Source organism: Candidatus Pelagibacter sp., assembly GCF_965262185.1.
GTDB lineage: Bacteria > Pseudomonadota > Alphaproteobacteria > Pelagibacterales > Pelagibacteraceae > Pelagibacter.
On the sequence record NZ_OZ253498.1, the window covers coordinates 238430 to 261402 of the forward strand.

Below are 22973 nucleotides of genomic sequence, written 5' to 3' on the forward strand. Positions count from 1 at the left end.
TTAAAATGGAAACTTTGTCAAAGAATGAAAACTAAAACAAGTATTAATATTGGTATTTTTTTAGATTTTTAACAGAATTGTTAGAAATATAATTTTTTTAATTTATAAGAGTTCTAATTTATGAATAAATTTGATTTCATTATATTGGGAGCTGGATCTGCAGGCTGTGTTTTAGCAAATAGGTTATCAGAAAACCCTAAACACAAAGTTTTATTAATTGAAGCTGGAGGAAAAGATAACTATCCATGGATCCATATTCCAGTTGGTTATTTCAAAACGATGCACAATCCTAATACTGACTGGTGCTACAAAACTGAGCCTGATGAGAGTATGAATAATATTTCAATACGTTATCCCCGTGGAAAAACTTTAGGAGGAAGCTCTTCTATTAATGGACTTTTATATATACGAGGACAACACAGAGATTATGATATTTGGCGACAACTTGGAAATACTGGCTGGGGTTGGGATGATGTTCTACCCTATTTTATAAAAGCAGAGAATCAAGAAAGAGGTAAAAATGAATATCATGGAGTTGGCGGTCCTCTCTCTGTATCTGATCAAAGAATAAACCTTCCTCTTTTAGATGAGTTTCAAAACGCGGCTGAGGAATTTGGTATACCGAAAACAAAAGACTTTAATACAGGTGACAATCATGGCTGTGGTTATTTTCAAGTAACAGAAAAAGATGGGTTTAGATGTAGTACTGCTGTTGGTTATCTAAATCCTGTTAAGCATAGAAAGAGTTTAACTATTGTTACTCACGCTCATGTTAAAAAAATTAACTTTGAAAATAAAAAGGCAAAATCAGTAGAGTATTGGCAAGATAATGAATTGAAAACAGTCGAAGTAAATAGAGAAGTTATAGTTTCTTCAGGAGCAATTGGTTCTCCTCAAATATTGCAAGTATCAGGAATTGGAAATCCAGAAAAACTAAAAAATTTAGGAATTGATATGGTTCATAATTTAAATGGTGTCGGTGAAAATCTACACGATCACCTAATGTTAAGACCTATTTATAAGATTAACGGTTTAAAATCTCTTAATAAAAAAATTAATAGTTTGTTTGGAAATTTTCTTATCGGATTAGAGTATGTTTTTAAAAGAAGTGGTCCAATGACTATGGGAGCAAGTCAACTTTGTATGTTTGCAAAAAGTGATCCTTCTTTAGAATTACCTGATTTACAATGGCACGTTCAACCAATGAGTATGGATACATTGGGAGCTACAAAAAATCACGATTTTCACGCATTCACTCCAACTGTTTCAAACATAAGACCCACAAGTAGAGGTCACGTAAGTATTGTTGATAAAGACTCGAGAACTTATGCAAAAATAAAACAAAATTACCTATCAACTGACCACGATAGAATGATTGCTGCAAAAGGATTAAAATTGACAAGAAAAATTATAATGGAATCTGAAACTTTTAAGAAATATACACCAGAGGAATATAGACCTGGTATTCATATTGATGATGACGAGGAATTGGTAAAAGAAGCATCAAATTTTGCACAAACTATTTTTCATCCAGTGGGTACATGTAAGATGGGACAAGATGAAATGTCAGTAGTTGATGAAAAATTAAAAGTAAGAGGTATAGAAAATCTTAGAGTTATTGATGCATCAATAATGCCTAACATTACTTCAGGAAACACTAACGCTCCTACGATTATGATTGCAGAAAAAGGTGCTGACATGATACTACAACAATAATGTTTGCAGAATTTTTTACTCCCGAACAAATTGCTATTTTAACACAAATAATTTTTATTGATTTAGTGCTAGCTGGTGACAATGCCATTATAATTGGAATGGTAGCATCCAAGTTTCCAGTTGAACAAAGGAAGAAAGTTATATTTTGGGGAATTGGTGGTGCAGTAATTTTAAGAATAATTTTAACGTTACTAACAGCTTATTTGTTACAAATTACAGGACTAAGGCTTATTGGTGGAATTTTACTTCTTTATATTGTTTACAAACTTTATGTTGATGTAATCAAAGGCTCAGACTCAGAGGAAGATATAAAAGTAGACAACTCAAGTTTTTTAAAAGCAATTTGGACTGTATTACTCGCTGATTTTACAATGAGTTTAGATAATGTTTTAGGTGTTGCTGGTGCAGCAGGTGATCATTATGGACTGCTTGTATTTGGATTAGTTTTATCAATCGTTTTAATGGCAACTGCTGCAACATTAATATCTGGATGGATTAAAAAATATAAATGGATTGCTTGGGTTGGGTTATTGGCAATATTAATAGTAGCTGTTGAGTTGATTTATACAGATATTAAAATAATATTCTTTTAATGTATCTTCAAAAAATAAATCTTAAAAACAAATATGCATTAGTTACCGGTGCGGGTAAAGGACTTGGAAGAGCATGCTCAATTGCATTAGCTGAGGCAGGAGCAACGGTTATAGCTTTGAGCAGAACTCCTTCTGATTTAAATAAATTAGAAAAGGATATTAAAAAAATTAAAGGTAAAGTAATTAAAGTTCCTTGTGATGTAATGAATTATGAAGACCTAAAAGCAAAATTAGAAAAAATCAAAATTATTGATGTTTTAGTAAACAATGCTGGAACTAATATTCCTGAGCCTTTTGAAAAAATCAAACAAAAAAGCATGAACTACTTGGTAGATTTAAATCTAAAAGCTGCATTTAATGTTGCCCAATTAGTTGTAAAAAAAATGCTTAAAAACAAAAAGAGACCTGGCTCTATTATTAATATGTCTTCCCAATTAGGACATGTCGGTATGGATGGAAGAAATGTTTACAATATGACTAAATTTGGAATTGAAGGTTTGACAAAAGGTATGGGTGTAGAGTTAGCTAAAAAAAATATAAGAGTTAACACGGTAGCTCCTACTTTTGTTGAAACTCCAATGGTTAAAAATTTCTTTAAAAATAAAAAATTTAAAAAACTAGCACTTGGAAATATTCCAATGGGAAAAGCAGCAACTGAAAGTGATGTAGCAACAACAGTTTGTTTCTTAGCATCACCTGCTTCCTCAATGATAACTGGAACATCAATTATAATAGATGGTGGATGGACAGCTCAGTAATAAATAGATTTTTTTTAATATTTTTCTTTTTTTTTTCAACAGCAAATGCAATAGAATTTCAAGGTAAATTCTTACAAGGTCATTTTATTTTAGGGAAAACAAATCCTGATGCTAAAATAATTGTTGGAAAAAAAGAAGTAAGAGTATCAAAGGATGGTTTTTTTGTTTTTGGTATTGATAGAGATCAAAAATATGATCTTAATTTTACAAAAATTTTTGACGGAAAGAAATCTACAATAACCAAAAAAGTATTAAAAAGAAAATACAACATCCAAAGAATAGATGGTTTAGAAGAAAGCAAAGTAACTCCACCTGAGTCAGTATATAAAAGGATAAAAAAAGAAAATAATGCAATTGGTGAAGCTAGAGCAATTAATTCTGAATTACAGTTTTTCAAACAAAAATTTATAATGCCTGTTGAGGGTATAATTAGTGGTGTTTATGGTAGTCAAAGAATTTTAAACGGTAAACCTAGATGGCCACATTATGGTATTGATATAGCTGCAAAACAAGGAACAATGATTAAATCATCAGCTTCAGGAAAAGTTACAATGGCTGAGGATGATTTGTATTACACCGGAGGTACAGTAATTATGGATCACGGTCACGGTATATCAACTATATATTCACATTTAGAAAATGTTTTAGTTTCTGTGGGAGATTTAATTAATCAAGGAGATATTATTGGAACTGTAGGATCAACAGGAAGATCAACTGGACCTCATCTTGATTTTAGAATTAATTGGTTTCAAACAAGATTAGATCCAATGTCTGTTTTGAAAAATTAATAAAAAAACATCCAAATACCAACAAGGATCAATATAAATCCACCAATTTGATTTAAAATTTTTAAATATTTTGATGCTATGATTTCTCTAAATTTGCCGAATACAAATGCATATGTGCTATCAAATATTGTAGCCACAACTATAAAGACAACTCCAAAATAAATTATCTGATAGCTGACAGGTTCATTTATATTAATAAATTGAGGAATAAATGCACCGAGAAATAAAAAGATTTTTGGATTAGTTAAAATCACTATTAAACCTTGGAGAAAATATTTTTTTTCAAATTTGGTTACTTGAGTTTTTTTTAAATCAATATCAGACTTAATCGTAATTACTCCAAGTGAAATTAAATAAATTGAACCTAGAATTCTTACATAATTAATAATCACTTCCAGAAAAGGAGAAGCTATCTCAAATCCAAGTGCTAATAAAAGTAACAAAATTAAAACACCAACTTGGGTACCAAAAACATTTAATAAACCTGCTTTTACACCAGATTTTAATGAATTAGCAATTATCAAACTTACAGTGGGTCCTGGTACTATCACAATTAAAAAACTTGCTATAAGAAAATATAGTAATACAAAATCCATGTCAGTCTGAATTAACCAATAACAATCTTAAAGAAAATTAAAATAAAAAAGTGAAATTTAAATCAAATGAAACAATAGGAATTATTTTTGCAATAATTGCTTACTTTTCATTTTCTATTCTTGATGCGGTTCAAAAAACTGCGGTAGTTCATTACTCTATATTTCAATTGTTATTTATTAAATATACTTTTGTACTTTTGCTAAGCTTAATAGAAGCAAAAAGAGCAAATAACAGCAATTTTTATAAATCTAATAATTTAAAACTACAAATAATAAGAAGCCTATTATCTATTTTAGAATCAGGATTTTTTGTTTTATCTTTCAAATATTTATCTTTAGCGAACGCTCATAGCATAGGTGCACTAGCACCTATAATTATAGTTGCATTATCAGTATTCATTTTAAATGAAAGAGTATCAATCAGAATTTGGGTAGCAATCTTTGTAGGTTTTATTGGAGTATTGATAATTATTAGACCTGCATCAGAAGTATTTAGTGTAAATTCTTTTATCCCATTGTTAGCTGCTTTTTTTCTAGGTCTTTATCAAATAGCAACAAAAAAAATAACCGAATATGATTCTTCTGAAGTATCGCTTTTCTACTCTTCTTTAGTTGGGATTGTTATAACTTCAATTATGGCATTTTATTTTTGGCAACCTGTTAATTATAATTCTTTATATTTCTTTGCACCAATTGGTTTATTTTTTTCATTAGGTTTATACTTTCAAATATTAGCGCTTAAAAACGCAAGAGCTAGCATAATTCAACCCTTCCATTATACTTTAATTTTTTGGGCAATAATTTTTGGATTTTTCTTTTATGATGATGTTCCAGATTTATTTACTATTATAGGAGCAATAATAATTACAACTTCAGGAATATTTGTTATTAATCAAACATCAAAAAAATAAATTAAAAATTCTTATGACAAAAACACTTAAAGAAAAATTTTCAGATAAATTAGTAAATGCTTTTCTAAAAAACAAAATCATTTCTCCAATTCCTAGTAAATTTACAAAAAAACTTACTGAAGCAGACAAATTTAGAAAATTGTGTGAAAGCAAAATTAAAGATCCCGTAATAGGTTTTAAAGCTGGTGGAACTGGCATTCCGTTAATGAAAAAATTAAAAGAAAAAGAGCCTTTTATTGCATCTGTTTTCAAAAAAAACTTAATAAAAAGTGGAAAAAAAGTAAAAATAAATAAATATGTTTTAGGGATTGAACTTGAAGTTTGTTATTTAATCAAAAAAAATTTTTTCACTTCAAAAGGTAAGCTCACAAATAGTAACGTAACTAAATATATTTCACACATGGCACCCTGTATCGAAGTAGTTGGATATAGGCAAAAAAGAAAAGGTATTACTTCTTTTGGAGAATTAAGTAGTGACTTTGGAGGTAATATTAAATTTTTAATTGGTCAAAAGAAAAAATTTAAAAAAATTAACATAGGTAATTTAAAAACAAATATTTCGAATAAAAAAGCTAAGCAAAGTGTAGATGGAAACACAAATGCTGTTTATGTAAATCCAATAAATTCATTAAGATTTGTTTTAAATAAAGTAAAAAAAGATAAAATTAATTTAGACAAAGATTTTTATGTTTTTACAGGATCCACAGTTGGAGTTGTGCCTATTATAAAAAAAGGAGTATATACAGCAAAAATTGATAAACTTGGATCTGTAAGAGCACTTATTTCATAATATTATAATCATAAGTATAATTTTATTCATAGAATACGTGTGTAAAAATTAGCTAATCATGAATAATATTATTCTTTTTATAATCACTCTTTTTTGTTGGTCACCCACCTGGTATCTAATTAAATTTCAATTAGGCTATGTTGATCCACTGGTTTCTGTATTTTATAGATTTTTAATAGCTTCATTTATAATTTTTATTTTTTTAATAATTAAAAAAGAAAAATTACAATTTTCAATTAATAAGCATTTTTGGTTTTTGTTTTTTGGAATTTGCTTGTATTCGGTGAATTATGTTTTCTTCTATTTGTCTAACACTTATTTAATTAGTGCTTTTCCAGCAATTGTATTTTCAACTGTGGTAATAATGAATATAGTTGGTGAAACCTTCTATTTTAAAAAGAAGCCTTCTATAAAAACTTTAATTGGAGCATCAATTGGTATGGTGGGTATTTTGATAATTTTTAATGATGAAATTTTCAATTTTAGTTTTAGTGAAGGAACCCATATAGGATTGTTTCTAGCTTTGATTGGAACATTTAGTGCATCAACAGGTAATATGGTTCACCAAAGAAACTTAAATAATAATTTTCCTCCAATACAAACAATAGCATATGCTATGTTTTATGGTTCAATTGTTACACTGATAATTACAAAATTTAGAGGAGCTGAATTATTATTTGAAACTAGTTTTAGCTACATATCTTCACTACTTTATCTTTCAATTTTTGGTTCAATATTTGCTTTTGTATCTTATTTAAAGTTACTTGAAAAAGTTGGACCTGGAAGAGCTGGTTATGTTGGTGTTGTAATGCCCGTTTTAGCTTTAATTATTTCAACAATATTTGAAAATTTAGAATGGCAATATGATCTAATAATGGGTCTTCCGATTTTAATCATTGGTGCTGTTCTTGTGATAAATCAAAAAATTAGAGCCAATTAGATTTCCGATTTAGCTCTCATACGTTCATAAACTAATCTAGTTTTTATTCCTAAATTCAAAAAAGGTTGAGGTGGTAACCAAGTAGGTTTATTCCTTGCTTCTATTGTTTTTATTTCATTTGTACTTTCATTAATTGCTTTAAGCGCGATTTGTTCACCAAATAAAGTTCCTACACCAATACCTGAACCATTATAACAACCAGCTGCAAAAATATTACTATCAATTTTTTCAAATATTTGAGAACTATTTCTTGTTCTTGATACAATTCCAGACCAAGATGATTTAATTATATCATTAGGTAATTTTGGAAACCTTTTTTGTATTCCAATTTTCTGATTTAAAGATCTTTTTTTAAGAGTGGAATTTGACATACTAAATGGATTGTGGACTTCTGCTGTATTTCTTATCAAAATTCGTCTATCTTTTGTCATTCTAATTGTTGCACCCATTGGTCTTACAGGTAGTACACCCCATTCTTTTGGTTGGCCAATAGATTTAAATTCTTCATCAGATAACCTTCTTGTCATGCTAGCAGTTAATGTAATGGGAAAATTATAATTTGATTTTATTCCTAATGATTTTAGGAAACCATTTGTAGCAAAAATAATATTTTTTGTTTTAACTATTCCGTTTTTAAAATTACAAGAAATTAAATCTTTATTTTTAGACCAATTTAACAAACAAGAATTTTCATATAAAAAAACATTAGAAGGAAGAGCATCAACCATTGCTCTAACTAATTTTCCTGGATGTAGCAGAATACCGCCTTTTGTGTAAAGTCCGATATTATAAAAACTAGTACCCAATTTTTCAGACAATTCTTTGTTTTCTAATAAACTGTGTTCAAAGCCTAACTTAGATAATGTATTTGAAAAATTTTCTAAAATTTTTTTATCTTCAATTTTTGATGAAGCAAAATATTTTCCACATTCATTCCAATCACAATCTACTTGATGTTCTTTAATAAATTTTTTTACTACATCTATTCCTAATGAATAAATATCAGCTTTCTTTTTAAAATTTTGCAATTCTTTATTTGATGTAAAACCATCATTCAAAGTTGTATCAACCAAATAACCAGAATTTCTCCCACTAGCACCCTCACCTGCAAGTTGGGCATCTGCTATTATAATTTTTAAATTTGAATTTATTTGAGCTAATTTTCTTGCAGCAGAAAGACCTGTATACCCTGCTCCTATTATTAACCAATCACAATCTTCATTTGACAAAAGAGAATTGATGTTTGTTCTTGGATTAAGATCATTTACCCAACTACAACCATTGTCATTCTGAACTTGCATAGAGATAAGTTTAATCTAATTCAAATTCTTTTGTATAGTCTTTCTTTAAACTTGGATCTTGATCGTTTTTATTTAAAATACAATTTCCTATTACTAAATAATCCAATTCTGTTCCCATAAAGCAATTAAAAGCATCTGTTGGAGTATTGACAATTGGTTCACCTCTTACATTAAAAGAAGTGTTTACAATTACAGGACATCCAGTTTTTTCTTTAAACTTTGTAATTAAATCAAAATAACTTTTATTAGTATTTTTTGTGACTGTTTGTATTCTAGCTGAATAATCAACATGAGTAACTGCTGGTATTTCAGATCTTTTAATATTTAATTTATCAATACCAAATAATTGTTTTTGTTGTTCTGTCATTTCTATTTTTTTTTCAGTATTAATATCTGAAACTAAGAGCATATATGGACTGTCCACATCTAGATCAAACCATTTTGATAAGTCTTCTCTTAAAATTGAGGGTGCAAAAGGTCTAAAACTCTCTCTGTATTTAACTTTTAAATTTAGATTTTTTTGCATTTTATCGGATCTTGGATCTCCCAATATAGATCTACCGCCTAATGCTCTTGGACCAAATTCCATTCTACCCTGAAACCAACCGATAGCTTTCTCGTTTGACAAAAATTCTACTGTTTTTTCTATTAAACTTTCATATTCAAATGTTTGAAAGTTAGCTCCTAATGAATTTAGCTCTTTTTCTATTTGTTGTTGATTGAACTCACATCCTAAATATGAACCTTTCATACTATCATTTTTATTTATTTTTCTGGTATTACCCTGTTCAATATGCCAAAGTGCAAGTGCTGCACCTAAAGAACCACCTGCATCTCCAGCAGCAGGTTGTATCCAAACATTGTCAAAGATTTTTTCTTTTAAAATTTTACCATTAGCTACACAATTTAGAGCTACACCACCTGCTAGACATAAATTTTTAATACCATATTCATTACGAATTCCTTTTGCTAGTTTGATCATTATTTCTTCTGTTATATTTTGAATAGAAGAAGCAATATCCATATGAAATTGGGTTATTTGATCTTTTTTTGGATCACGAGGTTCTTGACCAAATAATTTATGGAATTTTTCATTTGTCATAGTTAAACCTGTTGCGTAATTAAAAAATTTTTGATTTAAGCGAAAAGTCCCATCATCTTTAACATCTATCAGTTTTTTGATTTTATCTTGATAAATTGGCGAACCATATGGAGCCAACCCCATAAGCTTATATTCTCCACTATTTACTTTGAAGCCAGTATAATAAGTGAATGCTGAATATAACAGTCCTAAAGAATGTGGAAATTGTATTTCTTTTTTTACTTCTAAATCATTTCCTTTACCAACAGCTACAGTAGTTGTTGCCCACTCACCAACACCATCAGCAGTTAAAACAACAGCTTCCTCAAATGGAGATGGGAAAAAAGCACTGGCTGCATGACTTAAATGATGATCAGAAAAATAAATATTTTCATCTGATTTAAAATTTTCATCATGTTCTTTTAATTTTTTAAACAATAAGTTTTTCTGGAAAAGTTTTTCTTTAATCCATATTGGCATGGCCTTACTAAAAGAAACAAAACCTTTCGGAGCAAAAGCAACATAAGTTTCCAACAATCTTTCAAATTTTAAAAAAGGTTTTTCAAAAAAAACTACTTGATCAACTTCACTTAATTTTAAATTTGAATAATTTAATACAAAATTTATTGCATTTTTAGGATAATTTGGATCATGTTTTTTTCTTGTAAATCTTTCCTCTTGAGCCGCAGCGATAATTTCACCATCTTGAATTATACATGCCGCACTATCATGATAAAAAGCTGATATTCCTAGAATGGACTTCACTTTAAAAAATAGTATAAATAAATGGAGCTACTGCCGAACCCTGAGTTAAAACTATTAATCCACCAAATAAAACTAAAACTATTATTATTGGTAACAACCAATATTTTTTTCTTACTTTTAAAAATTCCCAAAATTCTTTTATAAAACTCATGTTAAAATTGATTTTTCATTTTACTTTTTGGTTCAGTTTTTTCAATCCAATAAGAACTATTTTTGTTAAATTTTAAATTCAACAAATCTTTATTTAACAATCTCATTAGTAATCCTATAGGTGTAACAACTAAAAAAAATATAATACCCATAACTAATGGTGAAATTATTTTTCCAAGAAAAATTCCAAATTTAAACCACAGTTTATTGAGTGGATTTAAAATTTTAGAATTTACTAATCCAAGAAATAAAAAAACAATTGATATAATTAAGGACCATAGCCTTAACTCATCATCATTAATCAATGGATATGTTGCTATAATTAAAAAGACTACAAAAAATACAATTCCAAAACTTCTATTAGAACCTATTTTAATATCATCCATTTAAAGATTTTTGAGGTTTCATGTCAGCTTTGTTTATACCAGCTACTCTTACTGGTTTCTTCATCGCATCTCTTCTAAATGGTTCTCCAAGCTCTTGGTTTAGAATTACTTCTATAAATGTTGTAATTCCTTTCTTTTGATCTTCACAAGATTGCTTGATTGCATTTGTTGTTTCTTCCATTGTTCTAACTGTTACACCTTTTAAACCACATGCATCTGCAACTTTAGCGTAACTCAATTCAGGATCTAACTCAGTTCCAACAAAATTATTATCAAACCATAGTGTAGTATTTCTTTTCTCTGCACCCCATTGATAATTTCTGAAAATTACCATTGTTATTGCAGGCCATTCTTCTCTAGCACACGAGCTCATTTCATTCATGCTAATTCCAAAAGCTCCATCTCCTGCAAAACCAATTACTGGAGTATCAGGACAACCAATTTTTGCACCTAGAATAGATGGAAATCCATAACCACACGGACCAAATAAACCTGGAGCTAAATATTTTCTTGGTTTTTCAAAAGTAGGATAAGCATTACCAATGGCGCAGTTATTTCCAATATCACTTGAAATAATTACGTCATCAGGCATACCAGATTGAATGGCTCTCCAAGCTTGTCTTGGTGACATTCTATCTGAGTCTCTTTCTCTAGCTTCTTTATTCCAAACTGTTCCTTCATCATCATCTTCATGATCTAAACTTGAAAGTTTTTGTAACCATGCAGATTTTGTTTGGTGAATTAAATCTTTTCTAGCTTGTCTATCTGTATCTCCAGCGTTTGAAGATAGTTTTGCTAAAATTTGCTCAGCAACTAGTTTTGCATCACCACTAATTCCAACTGTTACTTTTTTAGTTAAACCAATTCTATCAGGATTGATATCTACCTGAATGATGTTTGCATTTTTTGGCCAATAATCAATTCCATATCCTGGTAAAGTTGAAAATGGATTTAACCTTGTACCTAGTGCTAAAACAACATCAGCCTTTGAAATTAATTCCATTGCAGCTTTAGAACCATTATAACCTAAAGGTCCTACTGCTAATGGATGACTTCCTGGAAAACTATCGTTATGTTGATAACCAGAACATACTGGTGCATCTAATTTTTCAGCAAGATTTTTAGTAGCTTCTATCGCTCCACCAATAACAACACCAGCACCTGAGAGTATTACTGGAAATTTTGCATTAGATAATAAATCAGCAGCTTTGGAAACAGCATCGTTACCTCCACCTTGTCTTTCTAATCTTACAATTGGTGGTAAATCTATATCAATAACCTGGCACCAATAATCTCTTGGAACATTTATTTGCGCAGGGGCTGAGCCTCTTATAGCTTTTTCAATTACTCTATTTAGAACCTCTGCCATTCTTGAAGGGTCTCTAACTTCTTCTTGATAACAAACCATATCTTTAAACAGATTCATTTGTTCTACTTCTTGAAAACCACCTTGGCCCATAGTTTTGTTTGCAGCTTGTGGTGTTACCAACAATAGAGGTGTGTGGTTCCAGTATGCTGTTTTAATTGGAGTTACTAGTCCTGTTATTCCTGGTCCATTTTGTGCAATGACCATAGACATTTTACCTGTAGCTCTTGTGTAACCATCAGCAATTAAACCACCATTTGTTTCATGGGCTACATCCCAAAAAGTAATTCCTGCATCAGTAAAAATATCTGATATTGGCATGAAAGCAGAACCAATTATTCCAAAAGCGTGCTCAATACCATGCATTTGTAAAACTTTTACAAAAGCTTCTTCTGTTGTCATTTTTGTCATAAGACTAGAACCCCTCTAAAGTATAATTATTAAGAATTTATAAAATTTGTTTGTCAATTTTCGCGATTAATATATAAGATTTTTTAAATTTCAAACAAACAATTCGACACAACATTATGGCTACAGACATCATTATACACGACGAAAAAGACAACGTAGGAGTAGTTGTTATTGAAAAAATCACTCCAAAACAGGACTGCTCTTGCTGGATTATGGAAAATGACAAGACAGTTAACATTCAATCTGAAGATGAAATTCCTCTAGGACACAAAATTGCTATGAGCGATTTAAATGAAGGTGACACTATTATTAAATACGGTCATGATATTGGTAAAGTAGTCAAATCAATCAAAAAAGGTGAACACGTACATGTTCACAACGTTAAAACAAAGAAGTGGTAGTAATATGGAAATCCCAAAAAGTTTTTTAGGTTATAAAAGAGAAAATGGAAGAGCTGGAACAAGAAATCATGTAATTATTTTGCCTGTTGATGATATTTCAAATGCTTGTGCTGAAGCGGTTGCAAACAATATTAAAGGCACAATTGCGTTACCTCACTCGTATGGAAGATTACAGTTTGGTGCTGATTTAGAGTTACATTTTAGAACAATGATAGGTACAGCAAAAAACCCTAATGTTGCTGCTGCTATAATTATTGGTATTGAGCCTAAATGGACTAAAAGAATTGTTGATGAAGTAGCAAAAACTGGAAAACCTGTTGAAGGTTTTAGTATTGAGGGTGCTGGTGACATTGAAACAATCATGAAAGCTTCAAAAAAAGCTCAAGAATTTTCAATGTGGGCTTCTGAAAAACAAAGAGAAGAGTGTCCAATAAGTGATCTTTGGATTTCGGTTAAATGTGGTGAGTCTGATACTACTTCAGGTCTTGCATCTAATCCAACAGTTGGAAATTTAATGGATAAATTAGAGCCATTAGGAGTTCATTTATGTTTTGGCGAAACTTCGGAACTTACAGGTGCTGAAACTGTTTGTGAAAAAAGAGGTAAAACACCAGAAGCACAAGAGAAGTTTAAAAAAACATGGAATGAATACAATGATTTCATTTTAAAAGAAGCAACAGATGATTTATCAGAAAGTCAACCCACTGCAGGAAATATTGCTGGAGGACTGACTACAATTGAAGAAAAAGCATTTGGAAATTTTCAAAAAATAGGATCAAGACAATTTGTAGATGTTTTAACACCTGCTGAAGAACCACAAAAAGGTCCAGGATTATATTTTATGGATACTTCATCAGCTGCTGCAGAATGTGTTACTTTACAAGCTGCTGGTGGTTTTAATATTCACTTGTTCCCGACAGGACAAGGAAATATTATTGGAAACCCAATTGAACCAGTTGTTAAATTAACAGCTAATCCATTAACAGCAGTCAGCATGAAAGAACATATCGACTGTGATGTTTCTAAAATTCTTTCTAGAGAAATGAATTTGGATCAAGCTGGTGATGAACTAATTAAAGCAACTATTAGAACAGCTAATGGAAGGTTAACTTGTGCTGAAGCTTTAGGTCATAGAGAATTTGTAATGACTAAGCTTTACAGAAGTGCTTAATTAAACACTTTATTTTATGTCTAATAATAAGTACCTGGTACTTTTACCTGGTATTATACTTGCGTTTGTTCTTTACACACTATCTCAAGGTTTTAATAATATTATTGGTATCGAATTATTAGGATACGAAAAAAGTCCTATATCTACTGCAATGATAGCAATCCTTTTAGGAATGTTCTTTGGAAATATTTTTAAAATTAGAGAAAGCTTCATAAAAGGATTAGATTTTACTCAAAAAAATATTTTAAAACTTGGAATAATTTGCTTAGGTATTCAATTAAAACCTTTTGAATTTCTAGAATTTGGTGCAATTGCTATTCCTTTAATAGTAATTTGCATCGTTAGTGTATTGTTAGTCATTAAACTTTTGATCAACAAATTAAAAATTCCTAGAAATATGGCTTATCTAATTTCCATAGGAAGCACCGTATGCGGAACAACAGCTATAATGGCAACTGCTCCTGTTATTGGTGCAAAAAAAAATGAGATATCCTATGCAATTGCGAATATTACTTTGTTTGGAATTCTCTCAATGTTGATCTATCCATACTTTGCAAATTTTTATTTTAATGGTGAACCACTTCTAATCGGTTTGTTTTTAGGAACTTCTATACATGAAACAGCACAGGTAGCAGCTGCTGGATTGATCTATGATCAGCAATTCAATAGCCCAGAGACTTTAAATGTAGCAACAGTTACTAAACTAATAAGAAATACTTTTTTAATTATTATGATACCTTTGTTTGCTTATCTTTATAACAGAGGTCAATCTAAAGAGAGAAAATACTCAATAATTGATATTTTTCCCTATTTTGTAATAGGTTTTGTTGTAATGATTATTCTTCGAAATGTTGGTGATCAACTTTTTATTTCAAATAACAGTGAACTTTGGCTTAGCACTGTGGATGGAATTAAATCTTTATCAAAAATATTCCTAACAATGGCAATGGCAGCAATTGGTATGTCTACTAATTTAAGAGATATAAAAAATATGGGATACAAACCTTTTGTGGTTGGATTTATTGGAATGGCTACTGTTGGAATTGTTTCTTTAGGGACTATTGAATTATATATTTACTTATTTAATTAAGACTTCATCAACATTTGTTTTCTAAACTTCGAAATAAATCTTCTTATAAATGCTGCAGCAACTCCTAAAAATATCGCAAACATAATTGAAAACAAACCATAGAAAAATGGCATTTGTTTTGAAAAATCTATAATGAAATTTGAGAAAAAATTTAATTCTGAACTTGTTATTACCACAATATTATTTTTCACTTCTTCAGCAAAAAATGTATCATAAGCAATAGCAATACCTACAACTAATAATAATATTGCCAACAATGCTCTTAATCCAGAACTATCAATTTTTTCTCCAACTTTTTGTCCAATCTGAACTCCAATAATTGATCCAATTACTAACATTAATACTAAAAGTAAATCTATTGATCCATAATTAAAAGAATGTAAAAATGTTACAATTACACTTACAAAAATTGTAACAAAAAGCGATGTTCCTGGAACAAGTTTGGTTGGCATCTTAATTATATAAATCATAGCTGGAACTAATATAAATGCTCCACCTATTCCCATTATTGCAGCAATAAAACCAACTATTAAACCAATTATGATTGGAGTAAAAATACTTTCATATAATTTTGACTTTGGAAACCGCATTCTTAAAGGTAAACCATGGATCCAATAATGAACATGTAATTTCTTTTTTACTAATACATTTCTCTTCGCTTTATCTATTTCACCAAGGCTTTCTACTAACATTAAAGTTCCAATGATTGCTAAAATATACATATAAGCTAAAGAGATTACCGTATCTATTTTTCCAATACCCTTAAAATAAGAAAAGGTAAAAATTCCTAATGAAGTCCCTATGGCACCACCGATAACAATCATTAAACCCATTTTATAATCTAATGTGTTTTTCAAATAATGTGTTGTTGAACCAGAAACTGAAGTAGCTAAGATATTGTTTGCCTCATTTGCAACCGCATAAGCAGGTGGAATTCCTAAAAAAATTAAAAAAGGTGTCATTAAAAAACCACCTCCTACTCCAAAAAGACCTGATAGAACACCCACAATTGCACTTAATAAAAGTATTTCTATTGGATTAACAAAAACTTGAGCGATGGGTAAAAATACATCCATTTAAAAAAATAAATTGTTTAAAAACAATTTAGTTAAAAGTAATAAAAGTTCCAACTATAATAACTCCCCAATAAGCAGCCAGACTCAAAAATATACCTGTTTTAACCAAAGAAACTTTTAAGCTTGTTAGTTTATTGAAAATTTTTACGTTAGAAATCTGCATTAAGTGCGTCATTACACCCAGAGAACAAATTGTCAAATATTATTTTAAAATCTGATAAATTTTTTTTTAATATATCGTTGCCCCAAAAACTTTAACTACATCATCTTCAACACCTAAAACTAACCTACCCAAAAATTCTCCTGGAATTTCTTTATTGGTCTGTTTTATTAGAACAGTTATATGCTCTCCTCTTCTAAGACACCCAAAAGGTTCAAACGTTTCATGAAGATTTGTGATAAGCTTATTGTTAGCCCATTGTTTTCCAAGCTCTACTTCGTTAGCTCCAAAAAGCATCTGAGTTGAAAAATCCTTAGTAAATCCACCATAATCTTTTAGGTTTGACGATTTTACTAGATTGAACCAAATAGGTTTGGCTAGCTCATATATTTCATCATCTTTTTTTGATAAAATATCCATAACTTATCTAATTTTAATTTAATTATCTTAAGAAGCTTTTTTCTTCTCGTTCTCATCCACTATGTGGTAGACAGGAACTTTCTCCATACTAAATTTACCAGTTTTTGGATCTCTTCTAGAAACTGTTAAACAATGCCAATTATCATCATCAAGTTTCATGTGATCTCCTCTGTAGTAGTATCCTGGCCACCTAGTCTCTTCTCTAAATAACGTATGTTCAGTTACACACTGAGAAGTTAAAGCTCTATGTTTTAATTCCCAAGCTCTCATCAATTGGTGATAATCCTCAGCACCAACATGCTCAAGATCTTCTTGAAGCCACTCAAGCAATTCAAGACCTCTTTTCAACATATTGCCATTAGTCATATAATTAGATGTAATTCCACCTACATATTCATCCATAATCTTCTGTAGTCTTTGTAGACCTTGGATTGGTGATATATAGCTAGGAGAAACAGTTCCCCCAGTGATTTCGTTTTGGGCAACAGTGTAGTTTTCAAGTGGTTTATAAACCATAGCTTTGAAATCCTCACATTGTTTGTCTGAAACCTTAACTCCTTCAGCTTTTTTATCTTCAATATATTTAACAGCAGCTTTTGCAGCTAATCTACCCTCAGTAAAAGACCCAGAAGAAAACTTGTGCGCACTTCCACCTACAGTATCTCCAGCTCCAAATAATCCATCAATTGTAAGCATTCTGTTATAACCCCAGAAGTATTCTGGTGGAGATAGGTCTTCAGGACCACTTACCCAAGCTCCTGAACAGGTAGCATGTGAACCCATAACATATGGTTCTGAAGTTGTTAATTCAGGATTAGTATATTTAGGGTCAATATTTTGAGACGCCCATACTACAGCTTGACCAACAGTCATTCCTAAGAAATTCTCCCAACCAACTGTTTCTAAATGTGGATCTTGGAAAGCTTCAGTTGTAACCATATGAATTGGTCCACCACCAGCAGCAACTTCTTGAATGAAAGCATGATTTCTTAAACAAGTAGGTGTTGGGTGATGATCAATATATTCGCCAACTAACTCTTTAGTTTGATCATACCATTTCTTCTCATAATTTTCCCCATTAGCATTCTGAGTATATGTTTTTAAGTGTAAAAAATATGCTCCAACAGGACCATATCCGTCTTTAAATCTGCATAACACAATTCTATTTTCCATTTGTGTCATTTTAGCTCCAGCAGCTATTGGAAGTGCATAAGCTGAACCATTACTCCATGGAGCATACCATGTTCTTCCCATTCCTTCTCCTACAGCTCTTGGTTTGAAGATGTGAGAAGCACCACCAGCAGCAACTATAACAGCTTTTGCTCTAAACACATGAAAATCACCTGTTCTCATATTAAAGCCTACAGCTCCGCCAATTCTATTATCTTGAGACTCATCCATAAGTAAATGAGTGATCATTATTCTGTTATAAATTTTATCCGCAGATTTTTTTGCTGCCTCAGCAACAATTGGTTTGTAACTTTCGCCATGGATCATGATCTGCCATTTACCTTCTCTTAAATATCTTCCAGTTTGCTCATTTTTCATCATTGGAAGACCCCATTCATCAAACATGTGAACAGTAGAGTCTACGTGTCTTGCCATATCGTAACCTAAATCTTCTCTAACCATTCCCATTAAGTCATTTCTTGCATATCTAACATGGTCTTCAGGCTGATTTTCTCCCCATTGCATTCCCATGTAACAATTGATTGCATAAAGACCTTGAGCAACTGCTCCGCTTCTATCTATGTTTGCTTTTTCTACACAAACAATTTTCATATCTCTTCCCCAGTGTCTAGCTTCGAACGTAGCACCTGTTCCAGCCATACCACCACCAACAACTAATATATCGCAATCTTCGTAGTATGTCTTATGTCTAGCCATTAGTAGTAAACTCCTTTTTTAAAAGACTCTTTTGGAACTGATGGTAACTCGCCATCAATATTTAAACCTTCTGGCTCAGTATAAAGTCTTTGTGAATTAATTTCACCTTGATTTGGCTTGTCACCTTCAGCAAGTTTTGGGATAAATTTACCCCATGGTTTTGTAGTAATTGGAGAAACAAAGTTTTTCTCTGTACCATTTCTAAATTTTATCTTCCAAGAAATTGTTCCTTTTTCTTCTTCTCTTCTAACTCTAACGCTATGACCCATTGGAGCAAAATCAGCATAACCTCTTACATCAATTGCATGGTTTGGGCATGCTTTTACACATGAATAACATTCCCAACAAAAGTTAGGTTCAATATTTTTTGCACGTCTAATATTTTCATCTATGTGCATAATATCTGATGGACAAATATCTACACAATGACCACAGCCATCACATCTTGTCATGTATACAAAAGTTGACATAATTATTTTTTCTCCTTTTTTAATTTCTTTATATTAATAGTGTTTAGGTTGCTCTCTTTTAATACCTAAACCAAACTGTTCAGGCGCGTCAGCAGGAGGAGGTAGGTTGTCTCTTGAACCATCTGCTTCTGCTAAATTTTTTTGTATTGCTGCTCCAGGTTTATAAAACATGTGTGCAAATTTAGACCAATAAACTCCTCCAAATAAAACTAAATTTGAAAGAACAAATAAAGTCAAAAATAAATAAGATAATCCAGTTTGACCATTAAATTGAGTATAAGACCACAACAATCCAAAAGTAGAACAAGCTAATAAAGCTAAAACAAATAAATCAGCTTTAATTATTCTGTACCATGGATGCGCTTCGGCAGATACATCTACTCTTAGGAAAAACCAGAACCAATATCCACCAACACATGTAAGTATCGCCCCTATATGCCAAACTATTGACCATGTAGATGATGTGGGTTTGTCAGCTCCTGTATAACAGAACACTAAAACTGCTGATGCAACCCAAAATAATATTGTTCCATACATTCCAAGAACATGTGCAAGTCTTCTTTTTCCAAATCCAAGTTCTGAAGTTGTGCCGATATCATAAACTGCTGTTTTTGCTATTATTGAAGCTCTTTCTCCTGCACCTAATTCCTTAACAGCGTTTGCTTTTGCTTTTTTTGCGTTATTAAAAAAATAAGTAACGTTTTTATGGACAATCATTTGAATTATTGTTCCAACTGCAATTAAAATAACCATTGCAATTATAAAACTTTGCATTGCAAAAGGTGAGATTGTTTCAGCCAAAATTGAAAAAGGATTAGTAGATAACATAAATTTTTATATTTTATTTAGTTTGTTTGAGATTTTCTAATCTAGTTAAATAAAGAGTTCAACCTAAACTATTGGTCAATTTTGTCATTAATAACAACTTAGAGTTTACGTTTATAATGTTGTTTGTTGGGAATTACTGATCTTATCCCGCCTTGAGGGTTATCAACGTCACCTTCTCGTCTTGGTATTAAGTGTATATGACAATGCATTATAGATTGTCCTGCAATTTTACCTACATTTGTACCAATATTAAATCCTTTTACATTAACATCTTTACTTAGAATTTCATTTTTAACTGTTTGGATAAGATCATTACAAGCAATCAATTCATCATTTGTCATATCAAAATAATCTTTAATATGTCGCTTAGGAATTATTAAACAGTGATGATCTGAAACAGGGTAAGAGTCGTAACTTGCATAAGCAAGGTTATTTTCGTGAGCAATACCGCTTTTTTTTGAATCACAAAATAAACAAGGGTTGTTAGGATCTCTCATGATTAAATAAGAGTATTATATATTTTGTTTAGTTTATTAAAGAAAATATTGCTTCTACTTTTCCATTTTAATTCATCTATTTTTGAGACTGATGTAACTCCCTTACCTGATCCAATAAGCATTATCTCTTCATAATTATTTAATTCTTTAATTGATATATCTTTAAAATTAATTTTAACTTTTTTACCTATAAACTTAAGCGTATTTCCAAAATAACAATTTTTTTTTGGAGAAAATATTTTTCCATTTTTAACAAAGACTAAATTTGAAGTACCAGTTTCTAATATTTTATTGTTTGCAACTAAAGCGATATCAAATTTAGATGAGTCAACTTTAGAGAGTTTTGCTAGAATTTTTTTGTAATAAAGATTTTTATAATTTGGTTCAATTCTTTTATATCTGAATAACAAAAGATTAAAACTTTTTTTAAGTTTTGGTCTTTTTCTTATAGATATAGATATTAGTTTTTTATTGAGAGCAATTCTAAATAAATTATCAGGACCTTTGTATGGAGTATTTTTTTTAATTAAATCTTTGATAATGGATTTTAAATTTTTTCTTCTTATTCCATATTTTTTTGTAGATTTTATTAAATTTTCAATATGTGGTTTTGATAATATTAACTTAGAAGGTTTTCCAACCATTCGCATTGTGGTAAATACACCTCTGGATCCCCAAAGATCTTTGAAAGGAACCTCTTTAAGATTACTAAGATGATAAGATTTTTTTAATAAGAGTGTTACCATTGATTGTTAAAAAAGATTCGGGGTGAAATTGAAATCCATAAACTTTATCAATATTATTTTCAATCGACATTGCAGAACCCGAGATAGCACATCTCATAGTTATATCAAAATTTTTAGCTTCAAAAGGCTCTTTTAATTTTAATGAATGATAGCGCCCAACTTTAAATATTTGGCCTTTTTTATATAACTTGCTATTTTCATTTACTATCACATCAGATTGAAAACCATGATAAATTTTATTTTGTTCAATTATTTTTCCTCCCTCAGAAAAGAGAATTTGCTGAAACCCCAAACAAATACCAATAATTTTTTTTTTACCTTTGTATGTTTTGTATATTTTTGAAGTTAAGGGATAATCTTTTGGTGAACCTGGCCCTGGGGAAAGTACGATAGTTGAGGATTTATTTAATTTTGATTTATCAATTTGATTAAAATCACTACACTCAACTCTATCAAATAAAGAAAATTGATGCACAACGTTATGTGTAAAGGAATCTTTATGATCAATTACATAAATCATTTAAATAAATCTATTAATGCTTTTGCTTTTATATAATTTTCATTGAATTCATGCTTTGCAGTACTATCTACAACAACGCCAGAAGCTACGGAAATTTCAGACCTATTTTTATAATTTAAAATTGATCTAATAATTATATTAAATCTCATATCACCATTAAATTTAATAAAGCCGAAACTGCCAGTATAAATATTTCTGTTTTCTTTTTCTTGGTTATTCAAAAGATTAAGAGTACTTATTTTGGGACAACCAATTACTGATCCTCCAGGCATCATTGCTTTAATAATATCTAAAGTGGACGTATTTTTTTTAACTTTCCCTCTAATCAAGCTTACATAATGAAAAAGATCTTTATATTCCTCTACAGTTTTTTGTTTAGCTATTTTGACTGATCCAGGGGAGCATATTTTTGATAAATCACTTCTCTCCATATCTACTATCATATTATGCTCTTTTGTTTCTTTAATGTTTTTTCTAAAAAAATTTAATGCCTTTTTTTTATTTAAAGTTTTATTTTTTTTTAAAGTTCCAGCTATTGGTTTGGTTTCAATAATATTACCCTTCTTTAAAATTAATGTTTCAGGTGAACAACTAATTATAGAATAATTTTTATCTTTTATTAAAAATGCCTCTGGTGCCAAATTTGATTTAGACAATCTACAAAAAAACTCTAATGGATCTATAATTGAATTATTTTTGTATTTTGTGCAAATTTTGATTTGATAGGTTTCGCCTTTTTTTATCTTTTTTTTAAAATTTTCAAAAATTTTTTTATATCTCTTTAAATTAATATTAATTTTAAATTTTGAGTAATTTTTTTTTGTTTTGTTAAAATCAATTAACTTTTCATTTAAATTTATTATTTTACTTGGTTTATAAAAAATACCTTTTGGAAAATTATTAGAACTTTGCTTGGGAATTTTTACTCCTATTAAATTGTTGAGAAGCTCATAGCCAAAAAAACCAATGTATAAATCTGTCTTTTTTAATTTATTTTTTTTTTTATTAAATTTATTTAAAAACTGTACTATGTTTTTTGACGATAAAATTTTTTTTTCAGTAAACTGAGTATAAAGATCAAACCCTTTTTTTGATTTATAAATAATATAAGATTTATTGGAGCTATTAATTTTTTGTAAAATATTTTGTGTCAAT

The 22973-nt window shown here is 30.0% G+C and carries 25 protein-coding genes; 10 read left to right on the forward strand and 15 right to left on the reverse strand.

The window, feature by feature from the left end:
* Nucleotides 1–120 precede the first annotated feature (120 nt).
* From ACQY31_RS01370 to ACQY31_RS01385, 4 genes are read left to right on the forward strand one after another with little or no spacing between them, the layout of a single operon-like run.
* Nucleotides 121–1716: a GMC family oxidoreductase gene (locus ACQY31_RS01370; protein WP_428080230.1), complete on the forward strand. Its 1596-nt coding sequence runs from the start codon at nucleotides 121–123 to the stop codon at nucleotides 1714–1716.
* Nucleotides 1716–2309 carry a TerC family protein gene (locus ACQY31_RS01375; protein ID WP_075506621.1) on the forward strand — a complete coding sequence of 198 codons (594 nt, stop codon included), beginning with the start codon at nucleotides 1716–1718 and terminating at the stop codon, nucleotides 2307–2309. The genes ACQY31_RS01370 and ACQY31_RS01375 overlap by 1 nt, the downstream gene beginning before the upstream one ends.
* Nucleotides 2309–3067: an SDR family NAD(P)-dependent oxidoreductase gene (locus ACQY31_RS01380; RefSeq protein WP_428080231.1), complete on the forward strand. Its 759-nt coding sequence runs from the start codon at nucleotides 2309–2311 to the stop codon at nucleotides 3065–3067. Before ACQY31_RS01375 ends, ACQY31_RS01380 begins: the two co-directional genes overlap by 1 nt.
* Complete coding sequence (locus ACQY31_RS01385) at nucleotides 3052–3855, forward strand: M23 family metallopeptidase (RefSeq protein ID WP_428080232.1); 804 nt, start codon at nucleotides 3052–3054, stop codon at nucleotides 3853–3855. Before ACQY31_RS01380 ends, ACQY31_RS01385 begins: the two co-directional genes overlap by 16 nt.
* Here the strand turns inward: ACQY31_RS01385 and ACQY31_RS01390 are convergent.
* Nucleotides 3852–4451 (reverse strand): LysE family translocator, encoded by a 600-nt coding sequence (locus tag ACQY31_RS01390; RefSeq protein WP_428080233.1) that lies wholly within the window; start codon nucleotides 4449–4451, stop codon nucleotides 3852–3854. The two genes, ACQY31_RS01385 and ACQY31_RS01390, sit on opposite strands and share 4 nt — an antisense overlap.
* A gap of 50 nt (nucleotides 4452–4501) precedes the next feature.
* On the opposite strand from ACQY31_RS01390, the gene ACQY31_RS01395 reads away from it, so the two are divergent.
* Genes ACQY31_RS01395 through ACQY31_RS01405 form a run of 3 tightly spaced genes read left to right on the forward strand, consistent with a single transcriptional unit; the run spans nucleotide 4502 to nucleotide 7092 of the window.
* Nucleotides 4502–5362, forward strand: coding sequence for a DMT family transporter (locus ACQY31_RS01395; protein WP_428080234.1), 861 nt, complete (start codon nucleotides 4502–4504; stop codon nucleotides 5360–5362).
* A gap of 13 nt (nucleotides 5363–5375) precedes the next feature.
* The gene (locus ACQY31_RS01400; RefSeq protein ID WP_428080235.1) at nucleotides 5376–6152 is read left to right on the forward strand and encodes a fumarylacetoacetate hydrolase; all 777 of its coding nucleotides are present in this window, start codon (nucleotides 5376–5378) and stop codon (nucleotides 6150–6152) included.
* A gap of 58 nt (nucleotides 6153–6210) precedes the next feature.
* A complete protein-coding gene (locus tag ACQY31_RS01405) occupies nucleotides 6211–7092 on the forward strand; it encodes a DMT family transporter (protein ID WP_428080236.1) in 882 nt (293 codons plus the stop codon).
* On the opposite strand, the gene ACQY31_RS01410 is transcribed toward ACQY31_RS01405, so the two are convergent.
* Genes ACQY31_RS01410 through xsc form a run of 5 tightly spaced genes read right to left on the reverse strand, consistent with a single transcriptional unit; the run spans nucleotide 7089 to nucleotide 12552 of the window.
* Nucleotides 7089–8393 (reverse strand): NAD(P)/FAD-dependent oxidoreductase, encoded by a 1305-nt coding sequence (locus ACQY31_RS01410; protein WP_428080237.1) that lies wholly within the window; start codon nucleotides 8391–8393, stop codon nucleotides 7089–7091. The two genes, ACQY31_RS01405 and ACQY31_RS01410, sit on opposite strands and share 4 nt — an antisense overlap.
* 10 nt (nucleotides 8394–8403) lie before the next feature.
* The gene (locus tag ACQY31_RS01415; RefSeq protein WP_428080238.1) at nucleotides 8404–10239 is read right to left on the reverse strand and encodes a carbamoyltransferase family protein; all 1836 of its coding nucleotides are present in this window, start codon (nucleotides 10237–10239) and stop codon (nucleotides 8404–8406) included.
* A 1-nt stretch (nucleotide 10240) separates the two neighbouring features.
* On the reverse strand, nucleotides 10241–10390 hold the full coding sequence (locus ACQY31_RS01420) for a DUF5989 family protein (RefSeq protein WP_428080239.1): 150 nt from the start codon (nucleotides 10388–10390) through the stop codon (nucleotides 10241–10243).
* A gap of 1 nt (nucleotide 10391) precedes the next feature.
* Nucleotides 10392–10775, reverse strand: coding sequence for an SxtJ family membrane protein (locus ACQY31_RS01425; RefSeq protein ID WP_428080240.1), 384 nt, complete (start codon nucleotides 10773–10775; stop codon nucleotides 10392–10394).
* Nucleotides 10768–12552 (reverse strand): sulfoacetaldehyde acetyltransferase, encoded by a 1785-nt coding sequence (gene xsc / locus ACQY31_RS01430; RefSeq protein WP_428080241.1) that lies wholly within the window; start codon nucleotides 12550–12552, stop codon nucleotides 10768–10770. Before xsc ends, ACQY31_RS01425 begins: the two co-directional genes overlap by 8 nt.
* A gap of 116 nt (nucleotides 12553–12668) precedes the next feature.
* Here xsc and ACQY31_RS01435 point away from each other — a divergent pair, with 116 nt between their 5' ends.
* Genes ACQY31_RS01435 through ACQY31_RS01445 form a run of 3 tightly spaced genes read left to right on the forward strand, consistent with a single transcriptional unit; the run spans nucleotide 12669 to nucleotide 15214 of the window.
* A complete protein-coding gene (locus ACQY31_RS01435) occupies nucleotides 12669–12953 on the forward strand; it encodes a UxaA family hydrolase (protein WP_075506614.1) in 285 nt (94 codons plus the stop codon).
* 4 nt (nucleotides 12954–12957) lie between these two features.
* The gene (locus tag ACQY31_RS01440) at nucleotides 12958–14124 is read left to right on the forward strand and encodes a UxaA family hydrolase (protein WP_075506613.1); all 1167 of its coding nucleotides are present in this window, start codon (nucleotides 12958–12960) and stop codon (nucleotides 14122–14124) included.
* A gap of 16 nt (nucleotides 14125–14140) precedes the next feature.
* Entirely contained in the window at nucleotides 14141–15214 is a 1074-nt protein-coding gene (locus ACQY31_RS01445) for a YeiH family protein (protein ID WP_428080242.1), read from the forward strand.
* On the opposite strand, the gene ACQY31_RS01450 is transcribed toward ACQY31_RS01445, so the two are convergent.
* The 9 genes from ACQY31_RS01450 to ACQY31_RS01490 all read right to left on the reverse strand — a co-directional run bounded on the left by ACQY31_RS01450 (nucleotide 15211) and on the right by ACQY31_RS01490 (nucleotide 22972).
* Entirely contained in the window at nucleotides 15211–16290 is a 1080-nt protein-coding gene (locus ACQY31_RS01450) for a TSUP family transporter (protein ID WP_428080243.1), read from the reverse strand. The genes ACQY31_RS01445 and ACQY31_RS01450 overlap by 4 nt on opposite strands.
* Nucleotides 16291–16519: 229 nt before the next feature.
* Nucleotides 16520–16870, reverse strand: coding sequence for a hypothetical protein (locus ACQY31_RS01455; RefSeq protein WP_428080244.1), 351 nt, complete (start codon nucleotides 16868–16870; stop codon nucleotides 16520–16522).
* Nucleotides 16871–16897: 27 nt separating this feature from the next.
* The gene (aprA, locus tag ACQY31_RS01460; protein WP_428080245.1) at nucleotides 16898–18757 is read right to left on the reverse strand and encodes an adenylyl-sulfate reductase subunit alpha; all 1860 of its coding nucleotides are present in this window, start codon (nucleotides 18755–18757) and stop codon (nucleotides 16898–16900) included.
* The gene (aprB, locus tag ACQY31_RS01465; RefSeq protein ID WP_075506608.1) at nucleotides 18757–19227 is read right to left on the reverse strand and encodes an adenylyl-sulfate reductase subunit beta; all 471 of its coding nucleotides are present in this window, start codon (nucleotides 19225–19227) and stop codon (nucleotides 18757–18759) included. The genes aprA and aprB overlap by 1 nt, the downstream gene beginning before the upstream one ends.
* A 33-nt stretch (nucleotides 19228–19260) precedes the next feature.
* Nucleotides 19261–20055 (reverse strand): adenylyl-sulfate reductase, encoded by a 795-nt coding sequence (locus tag ACQY31_RS01470; RefSeq protein ID WP_428080246.1) that lies wholly within the window; start codon nucleotides 20053–20055, stop codon nucleotides 19261–19263.
* A gap of 98 nt (nucleotides 20056–20153) precedes the next feature.
* Entirely contained in the window at nucleotides 20154–20552 is a 399-nt protein-coding gene (locus ACQY31_RS01475; protein ID WP_428080247.1) for an HIT family protein, read from the reverse strand.
* Nucleotides 20553–20554: 2 nt separating this feature from the next.
* On the reverse strand, nucleotides 20555–21298 hold the full coding sequence (locus tag ACQY31_RS01480; protein WP_428080248.1) for an aminotransferase class IV: 744 nt from the start codon (nucleotides 21296–21298) through the stop codon (nucleotides 20555–20557).
* A complete protein-coding gene (locus ACQY31_RS01485) occupies nucleotides 21261–21818 on the reverse strand; it encodes an aminodeoxychorismate/anthranilate synthase component II (protein WP_428080249.1) in 558 nt (185 codons plus the stop codon). Before ACQY31_RS01485 ends, ACQY31_RS01480 begins: the two co-directional genes overlap by 38 nt.
* Complete coding sequence (locus tag ACQY31_RS01490; protein ID WP_428080250.1) at nucleotides 21815–22972, reverse strand: chorismate-binding protein; 1158 nt, start codon at nucleotides 22970–22972, stop codon at nucleotides 21815–21817. The genes ACQY31_RS01485 and ACQY31_RS01490 overlap by 4 nt, the downstream gene beginning before the upstream one ends.
* Nucleotide 22973 lies beyond the last annotated feature (1 nt).